We start from the raw sequence: 24051 nt of genomic DNA, 5'->3' as shown, positions 1-24051 counted from the left end.
TTCAGTTTAGACGTATCGGCATAGCAAAACCCCGCCGCGGCGGGGGAGAAAAAAGCTCAGGGAGGCGAGGTGCGGGCGAAGCTTTCGCGGGCGAACAGGCGTTCGGCCAGCTTGACCAGCGCCGGGCGCTCGACGCACCAGTTGGGCAGGATGCGGCGGAAATTGAGGTAGCCCAGCGCGCAGCCGGTGGCGATATCCGCCAGCGTCAGCCGCTCGGCATTGAGCCACGTTTTTTCCCGCGCCAGCGCCTCCAGCGCATCCAACCCCTGCGTCAGTTTGTCACGCTGGCGCAGCATCCAGTTTTCGTCCTGTTTTTCCGGCGCGCGCCGGCTTTCGCGAAACAGGGTCGCTGCCGCTTCGGTCACGCCGTCCGCCAGCGCCGCCACCTGGCGGACGCGCAACGCGGCGGCGCGATCGGCCGGCAAGAACGCCGGTTCCACCGCCAGCAGCTCAAGGTATTCGGCCACCACCGGCGAGTCGTAAAACACCTCGCCGTCATCGGCGATCAGCACCGGCACCTTGGCGAGTGGGTTCAGCTCCTTCACCCGGCTGCCGGGTTCATACGGCGGATCGTTGACGAATTCGAACGCTATCCCCTTCTCCAGCAGCATCACGGAAATCTTGCGCACAAAGGGACTGGTGTAACTGCCGATAAGCTTCATCCGTTCTCCTCCGCTTCGTCCTGGCCGCGGCGCGGCGCCCTTACTTCACCGCCAGGGTATCGATAATCCGCTGCACCAGCGCCTGGTGCACTTCCGGCGTTTTGGCCGGCGACAGCATTTGCAGCGTCACCACCCGCTTGTTGAACACCGTCAGCACCAGCGTGGACACCACCTTCTGCCCGTTGACGGTCTGCTCGGTATCCACCCGGCGAAACTTCTGTTTGCCGACGGTGAAGTTCTCTTCTTTGATGGTCTGGATATTCTGATAGCGCTCGGCCAGCACCGTGATGGCGCTCTGCGCCAGCTCTTTCAGCATTTTGTCGCTGGTGTTGAGCTTCATGTCGTCCGGCGGGATCACCTCGGACGAAACCGCGCTCTGGCGCGACTTGCCGTCAAGGAAGCGCTGAATGGTGGAGGTGTTGTCGTTGATGATGCCGCTGTTCAGCGTCTGATCGCTAAAGCCCGGCGGCAGCTCGAAGGTGATTTTGCCCTTCTGCAGCGACACGCTCAGCCCCGGCGGCGCGGGCGGGGTTTCTGCCGGCGCAGGCGGCGGCGGTGGCGCGGGCTGCGTCACGGTCGGCTTGGTGTCCGGTGGCGGTACCGCCGGTTTGGTGTCGTCTTTGTTGTCGCAGGCCGCCAGCCCCATCGCCAGCACGGCGACCGCGGTCAATTTTGCCAGGGTGTTTAACATCGTGGTTCCTTTCGCTTGGCGCGTTATGGCCTAAACGTAGCAACTCGCCCGGGCGAATGCCAGAAGCCCGTTCTGAAATTGCTGGTCCGGCCCCGCGCGAACGGGGCCGGGCGGTTACTCCGCCGGGAACAGGAACGGATTGATGCTGCTGCGGCCGAAGCCTTCTTCTTCCATGCGGGCGTCCAGCACCAGCGAAGCCAGATCGTCGGCCACCGCTTCGACCTGCGGATCTTTTTCCTGATAGAGGATCTTCAGGTAAGTGCCGCAGTCGCCGCAGCTCTCCGCCTTCACCGCCGCCTGCTCGCTGTCCAGCGACCAGTAGTTGAGATCGCGGGTCTGCTCGCAGTTGCTGCACTTCACCCGCACCACGTGCCATTCGCTTTCGCACAGGTTGCAGTGCAGGTAGCGCAGGCCGTTGACGGTGCCGATGTGCACCATGCTGGAAACCGGGATGCTGCCGCACACCGGGCAGAACTGGCGCTGCTCGCCGTATTCGGCGCGCGCCTTGCCGGGGATCAGGCTGGCCATCTGCGCCCAATAGAGCGACAGCGCGGCCCAGAGGAACGGTGCCTTCTCGCTGCCCACCTTGCCGAACTCACGGTTGAGCAAGGCGTCGGCCATCAGCTCCAGCTCGTGTGCCGAGGCTTTCTCCAGGTTGTCCAGCACCGCCAGGATATGCTCCGGCGCCTGCGGGCGCAGCTCGGCGATCAGCGACGTCAGCAGCTTGCGCCAGTGCTCGCTGCGCGGGAACACGCTCAGATCGAGCGGCGGTTTGCCGCTGGCGGCGCCCTGCGCCAGCGCTTCGCTCAGATCGAGCTCCAGCGGGTTATCGTGCAGCGCATGCTGCTGCGCCTGCGCCAGCTCGGCAGCGAAGTTCAGGTAGTCGCCCAGCGGATTGTCGACCGCCAGCTGACGCAGACGATCGGCGCGGCGGCTGTACAGGCTTTTCAGGTTGGCGAAAAGTAACGGCGGGATATTCTCCGCCGTTGTGGACTTCTCACGCTGTGCCCCTAACTGCTCTTTAGGAACGATGCGGATACTCATCAGGGTTTATCTTCCTGTCGTTTCTCGCGGACCTCACGGTACCAGCGCGGATGATGTTTCTTGGCCCAGGCCGCCGGCACCCAGCCTTCCACCATCGCGGTAATGGTGCCTTTTACCCACAATGCGGCGTAAATGTGCACCATAATCACGATAATCAGGCCGACCGCGGCCAGCGAATGCACCAGCAGCGCGATGCGGATCAGCGGGATGGAGAACGACGGCGCAAAATATGGCCGCCAGATCACCACGCCGCTGGCCAGCAGCAGCACCAGGCTGATAATCGCCGCCCAGAACACGCACTTCTGGCCAAAATTATAGCGCCCGGTGTCACCCACTTCCTCGTTCATGGCGATTTTGTGGATGTTCTTGGCCCAGACGATATCTTCCCGGTTGATCAGGTTATGCTTCCAGTAGCGCAGGAACATCAGCAGGAACGCGGCAAACATGATCACCCCGACAAACGGGTGCAGAATGCGCGCCAGCTGCGGCGTCCCGAAGATGTTCATCAGCCAGTTGAAGGAGGGGAAGAAGAACCCCAGCCCGCTGATGGCGGCGAACACGAAGCAGAACGCCACGATCCAGTGGTTGATGCGCTCCGGTGCGCTGTAACGCTGAATGGGCTTTTCCTTTCTCATTTGCGCGTCTCCTCGTCATGCGACTCGTCGTGCTCGTCCTCATCGTCGACGCGGTTAGGCCCGACGCCGACGTAGTGGAACACGCTGGCCGCGAAGGTGGCGGCAAAGCCGATGGCCGCCAGGGGTTTCCACACGCCCTTCCAGAAGGTCACCGCCGGGCTGATGCTCGGGTTGTCCGGCAAACCGTGGTACAGCTGCGGTTTGTCGGCGTGGTGCAGCACGTACATCACGTGCGTGCCGCCCACCCCCGCCGGATCGTACAGACCGGCGTTCTGGTAGCCGCGGGTGTTCAGCTCGCTGACGCGATCTGCCGCCACCTGCTTCATCGCTTCCTTGGTGCCGAAGTGAATGGCGCCGGTCGGGCAGGTTTTCACGCAGGCCGGTTCCTGGCCGACGTCCACGCGGTCGACGCACAGGGTGCACTTGTACACCCGGTTGTCGTCCTTGTTCATGCGCGGTACGTCGAACGGGCAGCCGGCGATGCAGTAGCCGCAGCCGATGCAGTGCTCGGACTGGAAGTCGACGATGCCGTTGGCGTACTGAATGATCGCGCCTTCCGACGGGCAGGCCTTCAGGCAGCCCGGATCGGCGCAGTGCATGCAGCCATCCTTGCGGATCAGCCATTCCAGCTTGCCGTTTTCCTCCACCTCGGAGAAGCGCATCACCGTCCACGACTTGGCGGTCAGATCGGCGGGGTTATCGTACACCCCGACGTTGTGCCCCACCTCGTCGCGGATGTCGTTCCATTCGGAACAGGCCACCTGACAGGCCTTGCAGCCGATACAGGTAGTGACATCGATCAGTTTGGCCACTTCTTCCTGGTGGTCACGGGCGCGCGGCGCCGGCGTGAAGCCATTGGTGGCGGATTTACGAATGATGTCTTGAGATTGCATGGCCATAATTCGTCTCCGTTACACCTTTTCCACGTTGACCAGGAACGCCTTGAACTCCGGCGTTTGCGTATTGGCGTCGCCGACGAACGGCGTCAGCGTGTTGGCGATAAAGCCTTTCTTCGCCACCCCTTCGTAACCCCAGTGGATCGGGATGCCGATGGTGTCGACTTCCTGGCCGTGCACCTGCAGCGTGCGAATACGCTTGGTCACCACCGCCTTGGCCTTGATGTAGCCGCGGTTGGAACTGACCTTCACGGTGTCGCCCTGCTTGATGCCTTTCTTCTCCGCCAGCTTCTCGCCGATTTCCACGAACTGCTCCGGCTGCGCGATGGCGTTCAGCCGCGCGTGCTTGGTCCAGTAGTGGAAGTGCTCGGTCAGACGATAGGTGGTGCCGACGTAAGGGAACTTGTCGGATTTGCCCATCGCCGCCAGATCGTCCTTGAACACGCGCGCCGCCGGGTTGGACACCACGTTCGGGTGCAGCGGGTTGGTGCCGAGCGGCGTTTCGAACGGCTCGTAGTGTTCAGGGAACGGCCCTTCCGCCATCTTGTCGGTGGCGAACAGGCGGCCCATGCCTTCCGGCTGCATGATGAACGGCCCGACGTTGCTGCCCGGCGCGGCGGTGCTGTAGTCCGGGATATCGGCCCCGACCCACTTGGCGCCGTCCCACTCCAGCAGCTGGCGTTTCGGATCCCACGGTTTACCCTGCGGGTCCGCCGAGGCGCGGTTGTACAGGATGCGGCGGTTGAGCGGCCATGCCCAGGCCCAGCCCAGCGTATTGCCGAGGCCGGACGGATCGGCGTTGTCGCGCCGCGCCATCTGGTTGCCGGCCGGCGTCCAGCTGCCGGCGAAGATCCAGCAGCCGCTGGCGGTGGTGCCGTCGTCGCGCAGCTGCGCGAACGAGCTGAGCAGCTCGCCTTTTTTCACCAGCACTTTGCCGTCGGCATCCAGCAGATCCGCCAGCGCCTTGCCGTTGTTCTCCTGCGCCACCTCTTCCGGCGCCGGGTTGTCCGGCGTCAGGTAGTCCCAGCGCATGTTCAGCACCTGTTCCGGCACCGCACCGCCGTCGCGCGCATACATCTCGCGCAGGCGGCTGAAGATGCCCGCCAGGATCTCGCCGTCGTTCAGCGCTTCGCCCGGGGCATCTGCACCTTTCCAGTGCCACTGCAGCCAGCGGCCGGAGTTGACGATCGAGCCGTTTTCTTCGGCGAAGCAGGTAGACGGCAGGCGGAACACTTCGGTCTGGATCTGCGACGAATCGACGTCGTTGAACTCGCCGTGGTTCTGCCAGAAGTTGGAGGTCTCGGTGTTCAACGGATCGATGGTCACCAGGAACTTCAGCTTGGACAGCGAAGCCACTACCTTGTTTTTATTCGGGAACGACGCCACCGGGTTAAAGCCCTGGCAGAAGTAGCCGTTGACCTTGCCCTGCGCCATCATCTCGAAGTACTGCAGCACGTCGTAGCCTTTGTCCCACTTCGGCAACCAGTCAAAGCCCCAGCTGTTGTCCTTCTGCGCCTTGTCGCCGTAGAAGGTCTTCATCATGCTGACGAAGAATTTCGGGTAGTTGCCCCAGTAGTTCACCTGGCCCGGCAGCAGCGCCTTCGGCGTGTTGGCCTTCAGGTAGGTGTCGAGATCGGTCTGTTTCTCCGACGGCAGCGTCATGTAGCCCGGCAGGCTCTGCGACAGCAGGCCGAGATCGGTCAGCCCCTGGATGTTGGAGTGGCCGCGCAGCGCGTTGACGCCGCCGCCCGCCATGCCCATGTTGCCGAGCAGCAGCTGGATCATCGCCATGGTGCGGATGTTCTGCGCGCCGACCGAGTGCTGAGTCCAGCCCAGGGCGTACAGGAACGAAGCGGTTTTATCCGCGACGCAGGTTTCGGCGATGTATTCGCACACCTTGAGGAAATCGTCCTTCGGCGTGCCGCAGATGTTGGTCACCACGTCCGGCGTGTAGCGGCTCACGTGCTGTTTCAGCATGTTCCACACGCAGCGCGGATCCTGCAGCGTGACGTCGCGCTTGGCGAAGCCGTTCTCGTCGAACTGGTAGTTCCAGGTGGTTTTGTCGTACTTGCGGTTTTCCGCGTCGTAGCCGCTGAACAAGCCGTCTTCGAAGGCAAAGTCTTCCCGCACCAGCAGGCTGGCGTTGGTGTAGGCCTCGACGTATTCGCGGTTGAACTTGTTGTTGGTCATCAGATACAGCAACACGCCCGACAGGAAAGCGATGTCGGTCCCGGAGCGGATCGGCGTGTAGAAGTCCGCCACCGATGCGGTTCGGGTAAAGCGCGGATCGATCACGATCAGCTTGGCATTGTTGTGTATTTTGGCTTCCATCGCCCAGCGGAACCCCACCGGATGCGCTTCCGCCGCATTACCGCCCATGACGATAATCAAATTCGCGTTCTTGATATCAACCCAGTGGTTGGTCATCGCACCGCGACCAAATGTTGGAGCAAGACTTGCTACCGTTGGTCCGTGTCAGACACGCGCCTGGTTGTCTACGGCAAGCATGCCGAGAGCGCGACTAAATTTTTGCGACAGAAAACCGGTTTCGTTGCTGGCGGCCGAGGCGCACAGCATGCCGGTGGTCAGCCAACGGTTGACGGTAACGCCCTGGTCGTTGGTTTTGATGAAGTTGGCGTCACGGTCTTCTTTCACCAGCTTGGCGATGCGGGTAAAGGCGTCGTCCCAGCTGATACGTTGCCATTTGTCCGACCCCGGCGCCCGGTATTCCGGGTACTTGAGGCGGCTTTCGCTGTGGATGAAGTCAACCAGGCCGGCGCCTTTCGGGCAAAGCGCACCGCGGTTTACCGGGTGATCCGGATCCCCTTCGATATGGAAAATGCTTTCTTTGGCGTTTTTGGCGCCATCACCAAGGCTGTACATCAACAGCCCACAGCCGACGGAACAATACGTACAGGTATTACGGGTCTCGCGGGCGCGCAGCAGTTTGTACTGCCGGGTTTCCGCCAACGCCACTTCGGGGGCAAAGCCCAGCGCGGCCACCGTCGTTCCTGCCATACCGCCAGCGCAGATCTTAAAGAACTGCCTTCTGCTGACCTGCATGGGGGTCTCCTTTACTCTCGATTGTCACATTGTTCAAATGCGCCTGCCCCGCTAGCGCGGCAAACGCGAATGTCACTGTTGTTATGCTTGCTACGAACGCCGGCCATATTACCACAGCGTGCTTGTGGTTGTTACACACTCGTGCTCATTCAGTGAACGCATTGGCACATTTCGATACATTTCGGCGTTGGTGCTCCCTACAGTATAGAGAGTAACCCACGCGCCGGATCGACGGCTTGAGGCGGCCACCCGCCGCCCTCTTCTATCAGTATGTTAGCGCAGCGATTCGTTCATTAACCACACAGTTCACAGGGCATTGATAATCATTTTCAATATCATTTAATTAACTATAATGATCCGACTGCTTACGCGGTGCTCGCCCTTTGCGCCGCCCATACACCACTGGAGATGATGATTATGAGTTATTCACTGCCATCCCTGCCGTACGCTTACGACGCACTGGAACCGCATTTCGACAAGCAGACGATGGAAATCCATCACACCAAACACCACCAGACCTACGTCAACAACGCCAACACCGTGCTGGAAGCCTACCCTGAGCTGGCCAAATACAGCGTTGAAGAGCTGATCCAGGATCTGGATAAAGTGCCTGCCGACAAACGCACCTTCATGCGCAACAACGCCGGCGGCCACGCCAACCACAGCTTCTTCTGGAAAAACCTGAAAACCGGCACCACGCTGGGCGGCGATCTGAAAGCGGCCATCGAGCGCGATTTCGGCAGCGTTGAGAAATTCCAGGAAGAGTTCGAGAAAGCCGCAGCCACCCGCTTCGGTTCCGGTTGGGCCTGGCTGGTGCTGAAAGACGGCAAACTGGCCGTGGTGTCTACCGCTAACCAGGACAGCCCGCTGATGGGCGAAGCCGTCGCCGGCGCTTCCGGTTTCCCAATCATCGGTCTGGACGTGTGGGAACACGCTTACTACCTGAAATATCAGAACAAACGCCCTGACTACATCAAGGCGTTCTGGAACGTGGTCAACTGGGACGAAGCCGCCGCACGCTTCGCCGCGAAGAAGTAATTCGCCCCCGTTGATGAAGATACCCGCCACCGGCGGGTATTTTTTTGCCTGAAATCCGCTAAAGTTTGACCACTTCTTGCCGATGGTTTGTTCAATTGACGTTCGCCCGGAGAAGGAAAAACGCTATGGCGGCATTGCAAGCATTAGCAGGAAAGTTCACTCATCTCACCGTAGGTAAAAAGCTCGGTCTCGGCTTCGCGCTGTTGCTGCTGTTGGCGGTCGTCATCGCCGGCACCGGGGCGCAATATCTGCACATCATCGAATCCCGCGCCGATCGCATCGACTTCAGCAACCGGCTGAACGAGGAGATCAACCAGGCCAAATACAATCGCGCCATGTACGGCCAGACCTACCGGCCGGAGTACATCCAGAACAACCGCGCCAATATTGAGAACGCCGTCAAACTGATAGACCAGGGGCAGGCGCTGAACTGGGACGCCCAAAGCCGCAAGGATCTGCAGCGTCTGGTGACGCTGATCGGGGAATATCAACAGCAGCAAAAAGTCTTTGAGCAGGCGGTCACGGCGAAAGACGCAGTGCGCCAGAGCTGGAACATGTCGGAAGTGCAGGCCAGCCTGAGCCAGGTGGAACGCCAGCTGACCAACAGCGATCTGCAGCTGGCCTTTATCCAACTGAACCAGAAGCTGACCCAGGTGCGCTACGGCGCGCGCGGCCTGCTACTGAGCCTGAACAAGGAAACTGAAGCCCCGCTGATGGCGGCCATTGACGACGCGCGCGACGCGGCCAACGCCCTGAGCCGACGGGTCAGCGACGCGCAGCGCCCGCAGCTGCAGCCGCTGCTGGCCGCCCTGGACGATTACAAAAACCGCATCACGGCTTACCTACCGGCCTATGAGCACGAGCAGCAGATCAGCCGGCAGCTCGGCGAACGCGCGCAAGCGATCGGCATGCTGGTCAACGCCTTTATGCAGGACGAGCTGGTGCAGACGCGCAACAACATCAATCTGGCGCAGCTGCAAATGGGCATCACCACCCTGATCGCCATCATCGCCGGGGTGCTTATCGCCTGGCGCATCACGCTGCAGATCACCCGTCCGCTGCACAGCACGCTGGCCATGGCGGAACGCATCGCCGGCGGCGACCTGCGCCAGGCGCAGACCAGCACCCGCCGCGACGAGCTGGGGCAGCTGCTGAACGCGGTGGCGGCCATGAGCCAAAATCTGCGCACCATGATTGAGAAGATCCAGATGGGGGTCAGCCAGGTTTCTACCGCCTCTGCGGAAATCGCCGCCGGCAACACCGATCTCTCTTCCCGCACCGAGCAGCAGGCGGCGGCGGTCGAGGAAACCGCCGCCAGCATGGAACAGCTGACCGCCACGGTGAAACAGAACGCCGACAACGCCCATCACGCCAATCAGCTGGCCACCGACGCCTCGCAGACCGCGCAGCAGGGCGGCAAGCTGGTGGAAAACGTGGTCAGCACCATGCGCGATATCTCCAGCAGTTCGCAGCGTATCGCCGAAATTACCACCCTGATCAACGGCATTGCCTTCCAGACCAACATCCTGGCGCTCAACGCCGCGGTCGAAGCGGCGCGCGCCGGCGAACAGGGCCGGGGCTTCTCGGTGGTTGCCAGCGAAGTGCGCAGCCTGGCGAGCCGCAGCGCCCAGGCGGCCAAGGAGATCGAAGGGCTGATCGCCGAATCGGTCAGCCGGGTGAAAACCGGCACCGAACTGGTGGAAAACACCGGCAACACCATGGAACAGATCGTCCGCTCGGTCACCCACGTGCGCGACATCATGGCTGAAATCGCCGCCGCCTCCGATGAGCAGACGCGCGGCATCGCCCAGATTGGCCAGGCGATCGTCGAGATGGACCACACCACCCAGCAGAACGCCGCGCTGGTGGAAGAGTCCGCCGCCGCCGCCGATTCGCTGGAAGAACAGGCCGACATGCTGCTGCAGAGCGTCTCGGTGTTCCGTTTGGCGGAGCAGACCGAACCCGCCGCCGTGAAAGCCGCCGCGCCGAAAGCGCCGGCGGTAAAACCCGCGGCCGCCAATGCCGCAGCGGAAGAGAACTGGACCACCTTCTGATGCCCTCAAGCGAGGAACATCTGTTCCTCGCCCTATCTTTGTGGCAACAAGTGAGTTGCTATCCCCCAATTCAACAAATTAAAACCAGCGGCGGTCACATCAAGCATTGCGTAGCCGCAATTGCGATGACCATATCTATGAAGGTCTTCCTGCGGGTCAGCCCCTTTAAGCCACCAAATCAGTGCTTGCAGCGCATGGCCGTGCGTAACAACACCAAGCGTTTGATTTTGTCCATCGACAACCAGATCGGACAGGCAAGCCATCATACGCCGGGCGACCTCATAGGCATTTTCCCCTCCCGGCGCCGATGCCTCTGCCTGGCCGGCAAAGATGCATTGCGTCGCTTCGGGATAATCGTGCATGGCCTGCGCATAAGATAACCCTTCCAGCTTGCCAAAATCTTGCTCCTGCAAGCGTTCGTCCGTTTGCACAGTACAGCCCCATATCTGCGCCAACTTCTCCGCCGTCACACAAGCCCGACCGGCCGGTGAACTGACCAGCAAAGTGAGCGATAACATCTGCAACCGAGCGCCAAGCGCCGCGATTTGACGTTGTCCCTCCTCTGTCAGCGGACTGTCACTTCGCCCCTGAATAATTCCTGAGCGGTTCCATTCTGATTCCGCATGCCTCAATACAATGAAACGCATGTTTTTTCTCGACGATAAAGGCCTAACTATAGACAGGAAAAACACATCCTTCCGTACAGGTAAATGCCGAGTAGTGTACGACATCGTCTCAGGCTATGCTGAGCCCTCGACGCGAGACACGGAGGCGCACATGCATCACCCAGACGTTTACATCGGCAATATTCAACCCTACGAAGGCGGGCGCCCCAGCGCCATCGCCAAACGCCAGGTGGATGGCGCCATCCGGCTCACGCCGCTCGGCCTGGAAGGCGACGAACAGGCGGAAAAAAGCTACCACGGCGGGCCTGACCGCGCGCTGTGCCACTACCCGCGCGAGCATTACGCCCGCTGGCGCGAGCAGTTTCCGGCGCAGGCAGAGCAGTTTTGCGCCCCGGCCTTCGGCGAGAATATCTCCACCGAAGGGCTGACCGAACACAATGTGTTTATGGGCGACATCTTCCGCTGGGGCGAAGCGCTGATCCAGGTCACCCAGCCGCGCTCACCGTGCTTCAAACTCAATTATCACTTCGCCATCGAGGATATTTCGGTGCTGATGCAGCAAAGCGGCCGCTGCGGCTGGCTGTATCGGGTGGTGTCGCCCGGCGCGGTCAGCGGCGATCGTCCGCTGGAGCTGGCAGCACGCAACAGCGACGTGTCGGTCGCCGAAGCCATCGCCATCGCCTGGCATATGCCGTTCGACGCGGAACAGTATCGCCGCCTGTTGGCGGTGGCCGGCCTCTCCGCCAGCTGGAGCAAGACCATGCTCACGCGGCTTGCCGAAGGGCGCCTCGAGGACTTCAACCGCCGCCTGCTCGGCCGTTGAAATCGCGGGCGTAAAAGATGAAAAACGTGCGCCGAATGCCGCGTTAACCCTATTCTTCCACCTATACTGTAGCCGCACGTTTTTTCAGCCAGGAGCCAGGTAATGACCCCCCCGACCCATTTGATTCATCACGCCGCCGCCGAAGGCTATCAGGCCAACGCCGATCGCTATGTGAAAGGCCGGCCGGATTACCCGCCGGAAATCGCCGTCTGGCTGCGTGAAACTATCGGCCTGCACGCCGGCATGACGGTCATCGATCTCGGCGCCGGTACCGGCAAGTTTACCCCGCGCCTGCTGGAAACCGGCGCGCAGGTGATCGCCGTCGAACCGGTGCCGCAAATGCTGGAAAAACTGTCGGCGGCGCTGCCGCAGGTGAAAACGCTGGCGGGCACCGCCGAGGCGATCCCGCTACCGGACGAGTCGGTCGATGCGGTGGTGTGCGCCCAATCCTTCCACTGGTTCGCCACGCCGCAGGCGCTGGCGGAAATCCAGCGCATCCTCAAGCCCGGCGGCAAACTCGGTCTGGTGTGGAACATGCGCGATGCGCGCGTCGGTTGGGTGCGTAAATTGAATCAGATCGTCGATAGCCACGAAGGCGATGCGCCGCGTTTCTATACCGGCGAATGGCGCAAGTTCTTCCCGTTCAAAGGCTTTGAACCGCTGCAGGAACAGGTGTTTATGCTGGGTCACCGCGGCGCGGTGGAGGACGTGATCTACAACCGGGTGCGTTCAACCAGCTTTATCGCCGCGCTGCCGCAGCCGCAACAGGAGCAGGTTATCGAGCGGTTGCGCCAGCTGGTGGCGGAAGAAGAGGAACTGCGGGGCCAGGACACGGTCACCGTGCCCTATCAGACCAAGGCGTATTTCACCACCAAGGTCTGACGCCCGGGGGTTCAGAACGCTTTCTTGGCGTAACCGGTGACCGCTTTCAGGCCCATCTCGCGGCCCAGCGCGGTCATCGGGTGCACCACGATCAGCCCGCGCGCGCTCTTCTTCAGCGCCCCCATATCGGCCTGCTCTTTCTTGGTGATCTCGCGGCTGAACGGCAGCTTGCTCAGCTTCTGCGCTTCGGCGCTCAGCTTCTCGCCGCGCACGTTTTTCAGGCGTTCGATCTCCGTCGCCAGCTTCTCTTTCTCTTTGGTGTGCTGCGCGATCAACTCAGGGTTGCCCTGTTGGATCACAGTGGCATCTTTGTGGTTCAAGGCGTCCAGCAGGTCGCTCAGGCGCTTGATCTCTGCCTTTTCTTTCTCTTTCATGGTCTCTGGCCCGTTGTGCCCAAAATGGCACGCTAATCAACGATACCGGCATTGTAGCAAAAGGCGCGCGCCGTTACCCGTCTTGCGCAATGCCGGGCGGCAGGCCGCTCATCTCGCAGGCCCTGGCGCCGAGCCGGGCCAACGCCTGGGTGTAGCGCGCGTTGAACGGGTAGCAGCAGGAGAGCCGCAGCGCGTTGCGATAGCGCCCGCTGGGCGAATACAAAGTGCCCGGCGTCAAACAAATCTGCTCCTCCAGCAGCTGATGGAACAGCGCCACGCTGTCCACGCCGGGGGGAAATTCGACCCAAAACACGAACCCGCCCGCCGGCTGCGTGGCCAGCGTGCCGCGCGGGAAATGCCGGGCGATCAGCGCCCGCGCCTCGTCCACCTGCGCCGCATAGCGCTTGCGCAGGTTGCGCAAATGGTGATCGTAACCGCCGCTCTCCAGGAAGGTCGCCAGCGTTTCCGACAGCAGCTGCGACTCGGACATCGACGACACCGCCTTCAGCTTGCGCAACGCCTCGTGGAAACGGCCGCCGCAGATCCAGCCGACGCGAAAATCCGGCGCCAGCGTTTTGGTAAAGCTGGAGCAAAACAGCACCCAGCCGTCGCGATCGAACGCCTTCACCGCCGGCGACAGCGCGCCGCCGAACTGGATCTCGGCATACAGCCCGTCTTCAATCAACGGCACTTGATGATCGTTCATCAGCCGCGCCAGCCGCTTTTTCGCCGCCAGCGGCATAGTGCAGCCCAGCGGGTTTTGCACCGTCGGCATGGCGATCACCGCGTTCAGCCGTTTCTCGTTCAATAGCAGTTCCAGCGCATCCAGCGACAGCCCCAGCTGCGGATCGGTGGGGATTTCCAGCGCTTTCAGCCCCAGGCTGGCCAGCAGCGGCAGCAGGTAGAAGTAGGTCGGCGACTCCAGCCCGACGCAGTCGCCCGGTTTGGTGGTGACGCGCAGCGCCAGCTGCAGCGCTTCCATGCAGCCGTGAGTCAGCACCACGTCGCCCGGCTCCAGCAGCATGCCCAGCGTCATCGAGCGGCGGGCGATCTGCTGACGCAGCCGCAGGCTGCCGGGCGGCAACGGGTACTGCCCGATCAGATCCGGCTGGCGGCGCAACTGAGAGGAGAGCATGCGCCCCAGCTTGCCGCCGGGATAAAAATCGCTGGTCTGCGGGCAGGCCAGCGCAATGTTGGTGAAAGCCGGGTTTTGCTGGGCGGCAAACACGGTGTCGATCAGCGCCAGCACGTCGTCCGCCGGCGGTTCGATGCGCCCGCTGGGCGCCGAGGCCATCTTCAGCGCCGGCAGCGTGCTGCGTACATAAAACCCCGACTGCGGCCGCGCTTCGATCAGCCCGCGATCCTCCAGCGTGCGGTAAGCCGACACCACAGTATTAATGCTGACGCGATGGGTTTGCGCACAGCGCCGTACCGACGGCAGGCGGTCGCCGGGCCGCAGCGTGCCGCGGCGAATGGCCTCGGCCAGCGTATCCGCCAGCTGCAGGTAACGGGTATCCGGGGTTTCATCGAGCAGGGTCACAGTTTCTCTCCAGGTAATGGGTACAGTTTACATTTTTCACAACTGTAACCATGACAATATCCGATTTGTGAATCTGTCACCATCCCATCGCAGCGATTATGCTGATCCTCTCGTTATTACCGTCATTTTCACGTTCAAGGAACCTGCCATGCTGGACTCCGCCTTTGTCAGCTACGTCACCGTCATGTCGATTACCCCCGGCCCCAACAACCTGCTGCTGGCCTCGTCGGGCGTCAACTTCGGCCTGCGCCGCACCCTGCCGATGCTGCTTGGCATCTGCGTCGGCTGTGCGGTGCAGCTGGCGATCATTATCCCGCTGCTGGCGCTGGCGCTGAGCTGGGCCGGCGTCATCCGCCTCCCGCTGGCGGTGATCGGCTGCGCCTACCTGCTGTGGCTGTCATGGAAACTGTTCCAGGCGGCCTCGCCGGACGCCAAAGAGCAGGCGCAGCCGATGAGCCTGCTCAACGGCGCGCTGTTTCAGGCGGTCAACCCCAAGGCCTGGCTGATGGTGATCAACGTGGCGATCCTGTTCACCCCGCGCGAAGGCGCCACCTTTGTCCATACGCTGTCGGTCATCGCCGGCTTCGCGCTGCTGAACCTGCCGTGCGTGCTGCTGTGGGCGGTGCTGGGCGACCGGTTGCGCAACGCGCTGCGGGTCACCTGGAAGCTGCGCGCCTTCAACGGCGTGATGTCCGGCCTGATGGCTGCCACCGCGCTGTGGTTGTTGTTCGACGAGTGGCGCGCGGCCTTTGCTTAGCCGTGGCCGAGAGGAGAGAGCCGGGAAGGTTGTTTGGCGCCGATGCCGGCGATCAGATCGGTAATGGACAGCACCATGGTGGAGCGCACCATCTGCTGATAGCGCTGGCGCTGCATGGCGATCAGCGCTTCATCCGCTTCGCCCGGCTGCAGGAAGGTCGGCACCGGCGGCAGCGCGGCCACGCAGTGCAGCTCGCCGAACGGCCCGAGGATTTCGTCGTCGACGAAGCGGTATTCCGAGCCGTCGTGGTTCAGTTCTTCGCGCATCGCCATCAGCAGCTCGGCGTCTTCATATTCGTGGCGAGAGATCACCCCCAGCCCATACATCAGCTTCAGGCGCACCGACAGCTCCCCGAGCGGGCCGCTGCCGGACAATAGCGGTTCGACGGCATATTTCACCGCGTAGTCATCCTTGCGGAATACCTGCACCACCAGCACGTTGAGCGCTTCCGCCAGCAGCTCTACCGCCGCGATCAGGAAGCTGCGCACCGTTTTGCCCGCGTTCAGCTTTTCCAGAACCTGGTTTTCAAATGCCTGTGCTTCTTCCATCGTCGCTTTTCGAAAGGCGTGGGGAGGGCCGTCGATGCCGAACTCGGGTTGCAGGAGCGCAGCAAGCTGCGCTCGGGTGTTCATCATCACGATTCTACTTGTGCATGGCGTTATACACAGCAACGGCCTCTTCTACAACCTCGCTTTCCGCCGGCAGGCCGGAAATTTGCGCCAGCGCGGCTTTCGGCCCGAGCGTGTTCAGCAATTCCGCCAACTCCAGCGCCTGTGGATCCTGTTCGCTGCGGTAGCTCATGGCGGCGGCGATGCCCTGGATCAGGTTGGCGTGCGGCAGGCCGTATTCCAGCGTGCCCAGCAGCGGTTTGATCAGGCGATCGCCGGCGCTCAGTTTGCGCAGCGGCTGACGTCCCACGCGCTCGACGTCGTCGTGCAGATACGGGTTTTCGAAGCGGCCGAGGATTTTGTTGATGTAGGCAGCGTGCTTGTCGGCGTCGAAGCCGTAGCGCTTGATCAGCACCGCGCCGCTCTCTTCCATCGCCCCTTTCACCACGCGGCGGATCGCCGGGTCAAGAATGGCGTCACGAATGGTTTGCAGCCCGGCCTGTTGGCCGAGGTAGGCAGTGATGGCGTGACCGGTATTGAGGGTGAACAGCTTGCGCTCGACGAACGCCATCAGGTTATCGGTCAGCTCCATGCCGGCGATCGCCGGAGGCTGGCCTTTGAACTGGGTCTGATCGACGATCCATTCGCTGAAGGTTTCCACCGTCACTTCCAGCGGATCGCTGCTGTCCGCCGGCGGCACGATGCGGTCGACCGCCGAATCGACGAAGCCGACGTGCTGCTCAACCCATGCCTGCTCGTCCTGCGGCAGCGCGGCGAGCACATGCTGCTTCAGCTGGCTGGTGCCGCGCACCATGTTCTCGCAGGCGATGATGTTCAGCGGCTGCACATTGCCCTGCTGATGACGCAGCACCAGCCCTTTGGCGATCGTGCCGGCGATTTTGCCGAGAATTTGCGGGCCAACGGCGGTGGTCACCAGATCCGCCTCAGCGATCAACGCCACCGCCGCCTCGCTGCCGCTGTTGACGGCGCTGACGTTGTTGACGCTCTCCACGCGTTCTTGCTCGCCCACCACGTGCACCGCGTAGCTTTTACGGCTGTTCAGCAAATCCAGCACCGTTTGATTGACGTCGGCGAAGGTCAGCTCAACCCCTGCGTCCGCCAGCAGCTTGCCGATAAAACCGCGGCCGATGTTCCCTGCGCCAAAATGTAATGCTTTCATAACTCTACCTTCTTAATGTCGAAGGGTGCAGCAAGCTGCACCCTTTAAAATGATTCTGTTATCCGGCTTTTTTGCCGCCGAGCAGGTCCAGCACTTCCTGCACGCTGGTGGTATTCGCCAGCCGCTCAATCACGCTCTCATCATCCAGCGCGTTGGTCAGGCTGGTGATCACCTGGATATGCTCGTTGTTGCGCGCGGCGATGCCGATCACCAGGCGGGCCACTTCATCCTCTTCCTCGCCGAAGCGCACGCCCTGCGGGTACTGGCAGAACACCACGCCGGTGCGCAGCACCCGGTCTTTGGCCTCGATGGTGCCGTGCGGCACGGCGATCGACTCGCCCAGGTAGGTGGAGGTGAGTTTCTCGCGCTCCAGCATCGCCGGCACGTACTCCGCCTCGACGTAGCCGCCTTTCACCAGCTGCTCGCCGGCGAAGCGGATCGCCTGCTCTTTGTCGCTGGCCTGCAGGTTGAGGAACACGTTGCTCTCGCTCAGCTTGAACAGGTTCGGCTCACCGGCTTCGAAGCTGTCGTCCAGCGCGCCCAGCACCTTCTGCTGGTTGTCGCTGGTTTTGTTGGCCGCCAGCAAGCGATCGACCAGATCGCTGTACAGCTTGCTGTCGAGGAAGTTGGTCAGCGAGATGTGCTGGGCCTGCGGCGCGTGGCGCATCGCGCGCTCGGTCAGATCGCGGTGGGTGATCACCAGATCCACGTCGTCCGGCAGGCTGTTGATGGCGCTGTTGGTCACCGAGATGTTCTTCAGCCCGGCGTCGGCCACTTTCTTGCGCAGCACCCCGGCGCCCATGGCGCTGGAACCCATGCCCGCATCGCAGGCGACGATGATTTTGCGCACGGTGCTCAGATCGCCATCGACCGATGCCGGCGCCGCTGCGCCGCCTTTGGACTGCGATTTCATCTCTTGCATGCGACGGGTTGCGGCTTCCAGATCGTCATCCTCTTTCACCTTGGAGGTTTTCAGCAGGAAAGCGGACACCACGAAGGAGACGGCAAAGGCTGCGCACACCGCCGCAATGTTGGCGAAGTAGGCGCCTTTCGGCGTCATCGCCAGCACCGCCAGGATCGAACCCGGAGACGCCGGAGAAACCAGGCCGCCGTTCAGCATCGTCAGGGTGAAGACGCCGGTCATGCCGCCCAGGATCACCGCCAGCAGCAGGCGTGGGTTCATCAGCACGTAAGGGAAGTAGATTTCGTGGATGCCGCCCAGGAAGTGAATGATTGCCGCACCGCCGGCGGATTGCTTGGCGCTGCCGCGGCCGAAGAACATGTAGGCCATCAGTACGCCCATGCCCGGGCCTGGGTTGGCTTCAATCAGGAAGAACACCGACTTACCGGCTTCCGTAGCCTGCTGGATACCCAGCGGCGAGAAGATGCCGTGGTTGATGGCGTTATTCAGGAACAGGATTTTCGCCGGTTCAACGAAAATGGACGCCAATGGCAGCAGGTTGTTCGTCACCATCACGTGTACGCCCGCCGCCAGCAGCTTGGAGAGCACCTCCACCAGCGGCCCGATGCCGAGGAAGGCCAGGATCGCCAGCAGCATGCCGATGATGCCGGCGGAGAAGTTGTTCACCAGCATTTCAAAGCCGCTTTTGATCTTGCCGTCCACCCAGCGGTCAAAGTGCTTGATAGCCCAGCCGCCCAGCGGGCCGGCGATCATCGCGCCGAGGAACATCGGCATGTCGGCGCCGACGATGACGCCCATGGTGGTGATGGCGCCGACGACGCCGCCGCGATCGCCGCCCACCAGCCGCCCGCCGGTATAACCGATCAGCAGCGGCAGCAGGTAGGTGATCATCGGGCCGACCAGCTTGGCTAAGGTTTCATTCGGCAGCCAGCCGGTTGGAATGAATAGCGCGGTGATAATCCCCCAGGCGATAAAGGCGCCGATGTTGGGCATCACCATGTTGCTCAGGAAGCGGCCAAAGTTTTGCACTTTAACCTTGATGTCTGGTGAAAACATAAAACACACCCCTATTGTTACGCGCTGACAATAGAGCGCGTGATTATTGTTGTGACGATCCAGCCGTGTTGCCGCTGTATGCGAAACGGACTCTATCACGCTGTTTTTGTCACGCGAACTTCACGGATTTTTTGTGATATAAATCACATACAACACCCCAACAAACCACCCTTTATAGTGACAAAGATCACATTTATGGCGTGTAAAAAAAGCACAGTGAGAAAAAAACCGCCTTAAAACCCATAATAACGTGACATTTGTCACATTTTTAAATTGGTGGTTTGTTTTTAAATTGTGATAAACATCACAATTTATTTTCAGCTGCAGCGCCCGATCGCGACGCTCTGTTTGATCTTCCCTGTGAGCACTCATCCCGCCGGGAACTAGCGAAGTGATGAATGAAAGAAAACTACATTGCCGAATGAATGGATTAATTGAAGTGTAGTACAGAAGCCTGCGCAATAAACCAGCAAGCTATTGGAAACGCTGAGGGGAAATAAAACAGGCCGGCAATGCCGGCCTGCTGCGTGCGTGGAGGCGTTATTGCGTCACGCTTTGAATGGTTTTCTGCGCATTCATCAGGTTCTGCTGTTTGGCCACCAGATTCGACATCATGGTGTTGTACTGCGCCACCTGCTGCGCGGTGCGGAACTGCACGCCGTTGTTGTTGAAGCTGACCTGATTGCCCTGGCTCTGCAGGAAATCGCCGACCTGCACCAGATCCTGCACAAAGCTGGCGGTGGTCGGGATCGCCGGCATCAGTGCGTTGGCCGGTGCGGTAACGATCTTGTCATAGGCCTGGTTGTACACCGCCTTCAGATCGTCGGGCTGCTTCAGCGCCGCGCGGGCGGTATCCGCCTGTGATTTGGCTGACTGGATCTGCTGGCCCAGCAGGTTCAACGCCCCGACCGATTGCTGCAGCGCATCGCGTTTGTTCAGATAGTCCTGCGCGGTGCGGATCTGGTTAATCTGATCCAGCGCCGGCGTCAGGCTGGCACCGACCGACTTGGACAGCTGCTGCGAGAAGCCGACCAAAATCGCGTAATCGCCGGCATAGTTGCCGAACTTCTGCTTCTGATCTTCGCTCAGCGTGGGGATGTTCGCCCCGCTGCGCATCACGGTATTCTGTAAGTAATCGATAAATGCTTTGCGCTGTTCCGGCTCTTTATCGCCGCAGGCGGTCAATTGCATGACCACCAACAATGCCAATACCGGTGCCAACCAACGCGCGAAACCTCTGCTCTGGATCCCTACCGCCATGTGACATAACTCCTGTTATAAACCTGCTTTTTCATTGGACTCCGCCCCTTTTTCCGCACTCCGTGCGCCTATAAGAATAGATCAACTGGCGGCGTTCCGATACGCGATTCCGCTTGCGATGAGCATTGCCCCGGCCGGGTGCGGTTGAAAATCGTGCGCAAAATGCACTGAGGTTCATTGCCGTCGGCGACCGGACGCTTCAATTTCCCCAAGTCGCCCCCCAAATCGCCAGGCGACCTTGCCTTCGCGCCCAGGAAACGGAAATAAAAAAAGGCGCCCGCAGGCGCCTTTTCACAGCAGAGAATCGCTTACTGCAGCACGGAGATGTCCGCCACCTGCAGGAACAGTTCACGCAGCTTGCTCAGCAGCGTCAGGCGGTTCACGCGTACTTCCGCATCGTCCGCCATTACCATCACGTTGTCGAAGAACGCATCCACCGGCTCGCGCAGCGCAGCCAGCTCCACCAGCGCTTCCTGGTAGTTGCCCGCCGCGAAGTACGGCTGCAGCTTGTCGCGCAGCACCACCAGATGAGTCGCCAGCTGGATCTCCGCCGCGTCCTTCAGCACCGAGGCACGCACGCTGTCGTTCAGCGTTTCGGTAGACTTGGCCAGAATGTTGGAGACGCGTTTGTTGGCCGCAGCCAGCGCCGCCGCCGCTTCCAGCGTGCGGAAGTGAGACACCGCCTTGACGCGTGCGTCGAAGTCGGCCGGCTTGGTCGGACGGCGCGCCAGCACCGCCTGAATGGTATCGACCGCGTGGCCTTCTTCCTGATACCAGGCGCGGAAGCGGCCCAACATGAATTCCACCACCTCGTCGACCACTTTGGCGTTGGTCAGCTTGCTGCCGTACAGGCGCACGGCCTCTTCGGTCAGGGTCTGCAGATCCAGCGGCAGGTTTTTCTCGACGATGATGCGCAACACGCCCAGTGCGGCGCGGCGCAGCGCGAACGGGTCTTTATCGCCTTTCGGATGCTGCCCGATGCCGAAGATGCCGGCCAGGGTGTCCATCTTGTCGGCGATCGCCAGGGAACAGGCCACCAGCGACTGCGGCAGCGCATCGCCGGCGTAGCGCGGCTGATACTGCTCGTTCAGCGCAACGGCGACGTCTTCCGCCTCACCGTCGTGGCGCGCGTAGTGCATGCCCATCACGCCCTGGGTATCGGTGAATTCGAACACCATGTTGGTCATCAGGTCGCACTTCGACAGCAGGCCCGCGCGGGTGGCATGGTTGACGTCGGCGCCGATCTGGCCGGCAACCCAGCCCGCCAGCGCCTGAATGCGGTCGGTTTTGTCGCGCAGGGTGCCCAGCTGCTGTTGGAACAGCACGGTTTCCAGGCGCGGCAGGTTATCTTCCAGGCGTTTCTTACGGTCGGTGTTGAAGAAGAACTCGGCGTCGGCCAGGCGTGGACGCACCACCTTCTCGTTACCGGAGATGATCTGCTGCGGGTCTTTCGACTCGATGTTGGCCACGAAGATAAAGTTCGGCAGCAGTTTGCCCGCGGCGTCATACACCGGGAAATACTTCTGGTCGCCCTTCATGGTGTACACCAGCGCTTCCGCCGGCACCGCCAGGAATTTCTCTTCGAATTTGGCAGTCAGTACCACCGGCCATTCCACCAGCGAGGCCACTTCTTCCAGCAGGCTGTCGCTCAGATCGGCCTTGCCGCCAATCTTCTGCGCCGCCAGCTCTGCATCGCGCTTGATGAGGGCTTTACGCGCTTCATAGTCGGCGACCACTTTGCCGCGCTCCAACAGGATCTGCGGGTATTGGTCGGCGTTGTCGAGGGTGAACTCGGCTTCGCCCATGAAGCGGTGGCCGCGCACGGTGCGCGCAGAGTCGATGCCCAGCACGGTGCCTGGGATCAGATCGGCGCCCAGCAGCATCGTGACGGTATGTACCGGACGCACGAACTGCACGTCGGAGTCGCCCCAACGCATCAGTTTCGGGATCGGCAGTTTAGCCAGCGCGGTGCTGACCATGCCGGCCAGCAGTTGCTGCGCCGACTGGCCTTTGACGTGGGCGCGGTACATCAACCACTCGCCCTTGTCGGTCACCAGGCGTTCCGCCTGATCGACGGTGATGCCGCAGCCGCGCGCCCAGCCTTCGGCCGCTTTGCTCGGTTTGCCTTCGGCGTCGAACGCCTGGGCGATCGCCGGGCCGCGTTTTTCAATTTCGCGATCGGCCTGCGCCGCGCTCAGGTTGGCCACTTTCAGCGCCAGGCGGCGCGGTGCGGCGAACCAGCTCACGTCACCGTGTTCCAGGCCGGCGTTGTCCAGCTCGGCGGTGAAGTTGGCGGCGAAAGATTCCGCCAGGGAACGAAGCGCCTTCGGCGGCAGCTCTTCCGTGCCGATTTCCACCAGGAAAGTCTGTTGAGTCATGGCTGCCTCTTAGTTCTCGTTCTTCTTGTTGCACATCGGGAAGCCCAGCGCTTCGCGGGAAGCGTAGTAGGCTTCGGCAACGGCTTTGGTCAGCGTGCGGATGCGCAGAATGTAGCGTTGACGCTCGGTCACCGAAATCGCCTTGCGCGCGTCCAGCAGGTTGAAGGTATGGCCCGCCTTCAGGATGCGTTCATAGGCCGGCAGCGGCAGCGGTTTTTCCAGCGCCAGCAGCGATTGGGCTTCTTTCTCGTACTGCTCGAAGCAGGAGAACAGGAAGTCGACGTCGGCGTATTCGAAGTTGTAGGTGGACTGCTCCACTTCGTTCTGGTGGAACACGTCGCCGTAGGTGGTAACACCCAGCGGGCCGTTGCTCCACACCAGATCGTACACGCTGTCCACGCCCTGGATGTACATCGCCAGGCGCTCCAGGCCGTAGGTGATCTCGCCGGTCACCGGCTTGCACTCCAGGCCGCCGACCTGCTGGAAGTAGGTGAACTGCGTCACTTCCATGCCGTTCAGCCACACTTCCCAACCCAGGCCCCAGGCGCCGAGCGTCGGGTTTTCCCAGTTGTCTTCCACGAAGCGAATGTCGTGGATGGTCGGATCCAGACCCAGCTCTTTCAGCGAGCCCAGGTAGAGTTCCTGAATGTTGTCCGGCGACGGCTTAATCACCACCTGGAACTGGTAGTAGTGCTGGAGACGGTTCGGGTTTTCGCCGTAGCGGCCGTCGGTCGGGCGGCGGGATGGCTGCACATAGGCGGCGGCCATCGGCTCCGGCCCCAGTGCGCGCAGGCACGTCATCGGGTGTGAGGTTCCCGCGCCGACTTCCATGTCCAATGGTTGAACGATGGTGCAGCCCTGGCGCGCCCAATAATCCTGCAGTGTCAGGATCAGGCCCTGGAAGGTCTTGGTATCAAACTTTTGCATGTTGAATTCGCACGCGATACAAGTGGATTTAGATGGAATGGGCCAGTATACCCTTTGACCGTAAGATATACAGCCAGAATCCGGCAACAAGTGCGAATCGGGGTGAGAAGCGCTGGATTTTCACACGTCAGCCGCAGCGTGAAGACACGGCGCTCCGGCCGGCCCCTCGCCATCCACGAGCCGGCCTGAAAGGCGTGACGCCGCCAAATTCATTAGGCACACTTAACAAAAACATCACCCGCCGCCGTTTAAATAAGCAATTAGCTGAACGCTATATCTCGCCTCACCGGCCAAATTCAGGCTGATTTACGTACGCATATCCTTATATTTGCCACAAGATAAAGTTGCGACAATGTTATTTTTGTTAATTTTATCAACTAAAAAACTCCCCTCACCGAGAGATAATGTGATCAAGTGCCAGATTATTTCTTATTAACGTGAAAAATAAGGCGATAGCGCACGGCGGACCGAGGCTCTGGGCATAAAGGGAAGGTGAGGGATGAAATACGGTGCAAACGGGCCACAGAAACAAATTGACAGTTAATCTTTGGTTATACAATAATAAATAAAATTTTCCCTGGTGTTGGCCAAGTGGCTACCTGATCCTTTCATAGGATCAGTTTTTTTTTTGTATT

General features: G+C 61.0%; 20 protein-coding genes. 5 read left to right on the top strand and 15 right to left on the bottom strand.

Annotation, left to right across the window (positions count from 1 at the left end):
- Positions 1–56: 56 nt before the first annotated feature.
- The 6 genes from C3F38_RS02535 to fdnG all read right to left on the bottom strand — a co-directional run bounded on the left by C3F38_RS02535 (position 57) and on the right by fdnG (position 6991).
- Complete coding sequence (locus C3F38_RS02535) at positions 57–662, bottom strand: glutathione S-transferase (protein WP_038875954.1); 606 nt, start codon at positions 660–662, stop codon at positions 57–59.
- Between the two features lie 40 nt (positions 663–702).
- On the bottom strand, positions 703–1353 hold the full coding sequence (locus tag C3F38_RS02530) for a DcrB-related protein (protein WP_047729554.1): 651 nt from the start codon (positions 1351–1353) through the stop codon (positions 703–705).
- A gap of 114 nt (positions 1354–1467) precedes the next feature.
- Positions 1468–2397, bottom strand: coding sequence for a formate dehydrogenase accessory protein FdhE (gene fdhE / locus C3F38_RS02525; RefSeq protein ID WP_038875958.1), 930 nt, complete (start codon positions 2395–2397; stop codon positions 1468–1470).
- Positions 2397–3032 (bottom strand): formate dehydrogenase cytochrome b556 subunit, encoded by a 636-nt coding sequence (gene fdoI / locus C3F38_RS02520; protein WP_004934017.1) that lies wholly within the window; start codon positions 3030–3032, stop codon positions 2397–2399. The genes fdhE and fdoI overlap by 1 nt, the downstream gene beginning before the upstream one ends.
- The gene (gene fdxH, locus C3F38_RS02515) at positions 3029–3931 is read right to left on the bottom strand and encodes a formate dehydrogenase subunit beta (protein WP_033649532.1); all 903 of its coding nucleotides are present in this window, start codon (positions 3929–3931) and stop codon (positions 3029–3031) included. Before fdxH ends, fdoI begins: the two co-directional genes overlap by 4 nt.
- A 12-nt stretch (positions 3932–3943) precedes the next feature.
- Positions 3944–6991: a formate dehydrogenase-N subunit alpha gene (fdnG, locus tag C3F38_RS02510; RefSeq protein WP_100247447.1), complete on the bottom strand. Its 3048-nt coding sequence runs from the start codon at positions 6989–6991 to the stop codon at positions 3944–3946.
- 417 nt (positions 6992–7408) lie between these two features.
- On the opposite strand from fdnG, the gene sodA reads away from it, so the two are divergent.
- Positions 7409–8029 carry a superoxide dismutase [Mn] gene (sodA, locus tag C3F38_RS02500; RefSeq protein WP_004934003.1) on the top strand — a complete coding sequence of 207 codons (621 nt, stop codon included), beginning with the start codon at positions 7409–7411 and terminating at the stop codon, positions 8027–8029.
- 125 nt (positions 8030–8154) lie between these two features.
- On the top strand, positions 8155–10083 hold the full coding sequence (locus tag C3F38_RS02495) for a methyl-accepting chemotaxis protein (protein ID WP_055317279.1): 1929 nt from the start codon (positions 8155–8157) through the stop codon (positions 10081–10083).
- A 32-nt stretch (positions 10084–10115) separates the two neighbouring features.
- On the opposite strand, the gene C3F38_RS02490 is transcribed toward C3F38_RS02495, so the two are convergent.
- Positions 10116–10730: a histidine phosphatase family protein gene (locus tag C3F38_RS02490; RefSeq protein ID WP_055317280.1), complete on the bottom strand. Its 615-nt coding sequence runs from the start codon at positions 10728–10730 to the stop codon at positions 10116–10118.
- A gap of 130 nt (positions 10731–10860) precedes the next feature.
- Here C3F38_RS02490 and yiiM point away from each other — a divergent pair, with 130 nt between their 5' ends.
- Both yiiM and C3F38_RS02480 read left to right on the top strand, forming a co-directional pair.
- The gene (yiiM, locus tag C3F38_RS02485) at positions 10861–11532 is read left to right on the top strand and encodes a 6-hydroxyaminopurine reductase (protein ID WP_055317281.1); all 672 of its coding nucleotides are present in this window, start codon (positions 10861–10863) and stop codon (positions 11530–11532) included.
- A 102-nt stretch (positions 11533–11634) separates the two neighbouring features.
- Positions 11635–12414: a class I SAM-dependent methyltransferase gene (locus C3F38_RS02480; RefSeq protein WP_038875967.1), complete on the top strand. Its 780-nt coding sequence runs from the start codon at positions 11635–11637 to the stop codon at positions 12412–12414.
- An 11-nt stretch (positions 12415–12425) separates the two neighbouring features.
- Here the strand turns inward: C3F38_RS02480 and C3F38_RS02475 are convergent, their stop codons facing one another.
- On the bottom strand, positions 12426–12788 hold the full coding sequence (locus C3F38_RS02475; protein ID WP_004933989.1) for a YibL family ribosome-associated protein: 363 nt from the start codon (positions 12786–12788) through the stop codon (positions 12426–12428).
- 73 nt (positions 12789–12861) lie between these two features.
- On the bottom strand, positions 12862–14328 hold the full coding sequence (locus C3F38_RS02470; protein WP_038875970.1) for a PLP-dependent aminotransferase family protein: 1467 nt from the start codon (positions 14326–14328) through the stop codon (positions 12862–12864).
- A gap of 148 nt (positions 14329–14476) precedes the next feature.
- On the opposite strand from C3F38_RS02470, the gene C3F38_RS02465 reads away from it, so the two are divergent.
- Positions 14477–15085, top strand: a complete 609-nt coding sequence (locus C3F38_RS02465; RefSeq protein WP_038875972.1) for a LysE family translocator — start codon at positions 14477–14479, stop codon at positions 15083–15085.
- Here C3F38_RS02465 and C3F38_RS02460 read toward each other — a convergent pair.
- The 6 genes from C3F38_RS02460 to glyQ all read right to left on the bottom strand — a co-directional run bounded on the left by C3F38_RS02460 (position 15082) and on the right by glyQ (position 23416).
- Positions 15082–15633 carry an MltR family transcriptional regulator gene (locus C3F38_RS02460; protein ID WP_047729562.1) on the bottom strand — a complete coding sequence of 184 codons (552 nt, stop codon included), beginning with the start codon at positions 15631–15633 and terminating at the stop codon, positions 15082–15084. The two genes, C3F38_RS02465 and C3F38_RS02460, sit on opposite strands and share 4 nt — an antisense overlap.
- A 94-nt stretch (positions 15634–15727) precedes the next feature.
- A complete protein-coding gene (locus tag C3F38_RS02455; RefSeq protein ID WP_047729563.1) occupies positions 15728–16873 on the bottom strand; it encodes a mannitol-1-phosphate 5-dehydrogenase in 1146 nt (381 codons plus the stop codon).
- Positions 16874–16931: 58 nt separating this feature from the next.
- Complete coding sequence (locus C3F38_RS02450) at positions 16932–18851, bottom strand: PTS mannitol transporter subunit IICBA (protein WP_038875977.1); 1920 nt, start codon at positions 18849–18851, stop codon at positions 16932–16934.
- A 540-nt stretch (positions 18852–19391) separates the two neighbouring features.
- Positions 19392–20111: a DUF3053 domain-containing protein gene (locus C3F38_RS02445; protein ID WP_055315613.1), complete on the bottom strand. Its 720-nt coding sequence runs from the start codon at positions 20109–20111 to the stop codon at positions 19392–19394.
- Between the two features lie 308 nt (positions 20112–20419).
- Entirely contained in the window at positions 20420–22489 is a 2070-nt protein-coding gene (gene glyS / locus C3F38_RS02440) for a glycine--tRNA ligase subunit beta (protein ID WP_038875981.1), read from the bottom strand.
- A 9-nt stretch (positions 22490–22498) separates the two neighbouring features.
- Positions 22499–23416, bottom strand: coding sequence for a glycine--tRNA ligase subunit alpha (glyQ, locus tag C3F38_RS02435; protein WP_004933966.1), 918 nt, complete (start codon positions 23414–23416; stop codon positions 22499–22501).
- Between the last annotated feature and the right edge of the window lie 635 nt (positions 23417–24051).

The organism is Serratia sp. SSNIH1, assembly GCF_002935055.1.
In the GTDB taxonomy this organism is placed as follows: domain Bacteria; phylum Pseudomonadota; class Gammaproteobacteria; order Enterobacterales; family Enterobacteriaceae; genus Serratia; species Serratia nevei.
This window is presented reverse-complemented; position numbering and strand designations above follow the sequence as displayed.

Excerpts from the sequence above, each read along its gene's own strand:
- C3F38_RS02535 (WP_038875954.1), bottom strand. The coding sequence starts at position 662 with ATGAAGCTTATCGGCAGTTACACCAGTCCCTTTGTGCGCAAGATTTCC.
- C3F38_RS02530 (WP_047729554.1), bottom strand. The coding sequence starts at position 1,353 with ATGTTAAACACCCTGGCAAAATTGACCGCGGTCGCCGTGCTGGCGATG.
- fdhE (WP_038875958.1), bottom strand. The coding sequence starts at position 2,397 with ATGAGTATCCGCATCGTTCCTAAAGAGCAGTTAGGGGCACAGCGTGAG.
- fdoI (WP_004934017.1), bottom strand. The coding sequence starts at position 3,032 with ATGAGAAAGGAAAAGCCCATTCAGCGTTACAGCGCACCGGAGCGCATC.
- fdxH (WP_033649532.1), bottom strand. The coding sequence starts at position 3,931 with ATGGCCATGCAATCTCAAGACATCATTCGTAAATCCGCCACCAATGGC.
- sodA (WP_004934003.1), top strand. The coding sequence starts at position 7,409 with ATGAGTTATTCACTGCCATCCCTGCCGTACGCTTACGACGCACTGGAA.
- C3F38_RS02495 (WP_055317279.1), top strand. The coding sequence starts at position 8,155 with ATGGCGGCATTGCAAGCATTAGCAGGAAAGTTCACTCATCTCACCGTA.
- C3F38_RS02490 (WP_055317280.1), bottom strand. The coding sequence starts at position 10,730 with ATGCGTTTCATTGTATTGAGGCATGCGGAATCAGAATGGAACCGCTCA.
- yiiM (WP_055317281.1), top strand. The coding sequence starts at position 10,861 with ATGCATCACCCAGACGTTTACATCGGCAATATTCAACCCTACGAAGGC.
- C3F38_RS02480 (WP_038875967.1), top strand. The coding sequence starts at position 11,635 with ATGACCCCCCCGACCCATTTGATTCATCACGCCGCCGCCGAAGGCTAT.
- C3F38_RS02475 (WP_004933989.1), bottom strand. The coding sequence starts at position 12,788 with ATGAAAGAGAAAGAAAAGGCAGAGATCAAGCGCCTGAGCGACCTGCTG.
- C3F38_RS02465 (WP_038875972.1), top strand. The coding sequence starts at position 14,477 with ATGCTGGACTCCGCCTTTGTCAGCTACGTCACCGTCATGTCGATTACC.
- C3F38_RS02460 (WP_047729562.1), bottom strand. The coding sequence starts at position 15,633 with ATGGAAGAAGCACAGGCATTTGAAAACCAGGTTCTGGAAAAGCTGAAC.
- C3F38_RS02455 (WP_047729563.1), bottom strand. The coding sequence starts at position 16,873 with ATGAAAGCATTACATTTTGGCGCAGGGAACATCGGCCGCGGTTTTATC.
- C3F38_RS02450 (WP_038875977.1), bottom strand. The coding sequence starts at position 18,851 with ATGTTTTCACCAGACATCAAGGTTAAAGTGCAAAACTTTGGCCGCTTC.
- C3F38_RS02445 (WP_055315613.1), bottom strand. The coding sequence starts at position 20,111 with ATGGCGGTAGGGATCCAGAGCAGAGGTTTCGCGCGTTGGTTGGCACCG.
- glyS (WP_038875981.1), bottom strand. The coding sequence starts at position 22,489 with ATGACTCAACAGACTTTCCTGGTGGAAATCGGCACGGAAGAGCTGCCG.
- glyQ (WP_004933966.1), bottom strand. The coding sequence starts at position 23,416 with ATGCAAAAGTTTGATACCAAGACCTTCCAGGGCCTGATCCTGACACTG.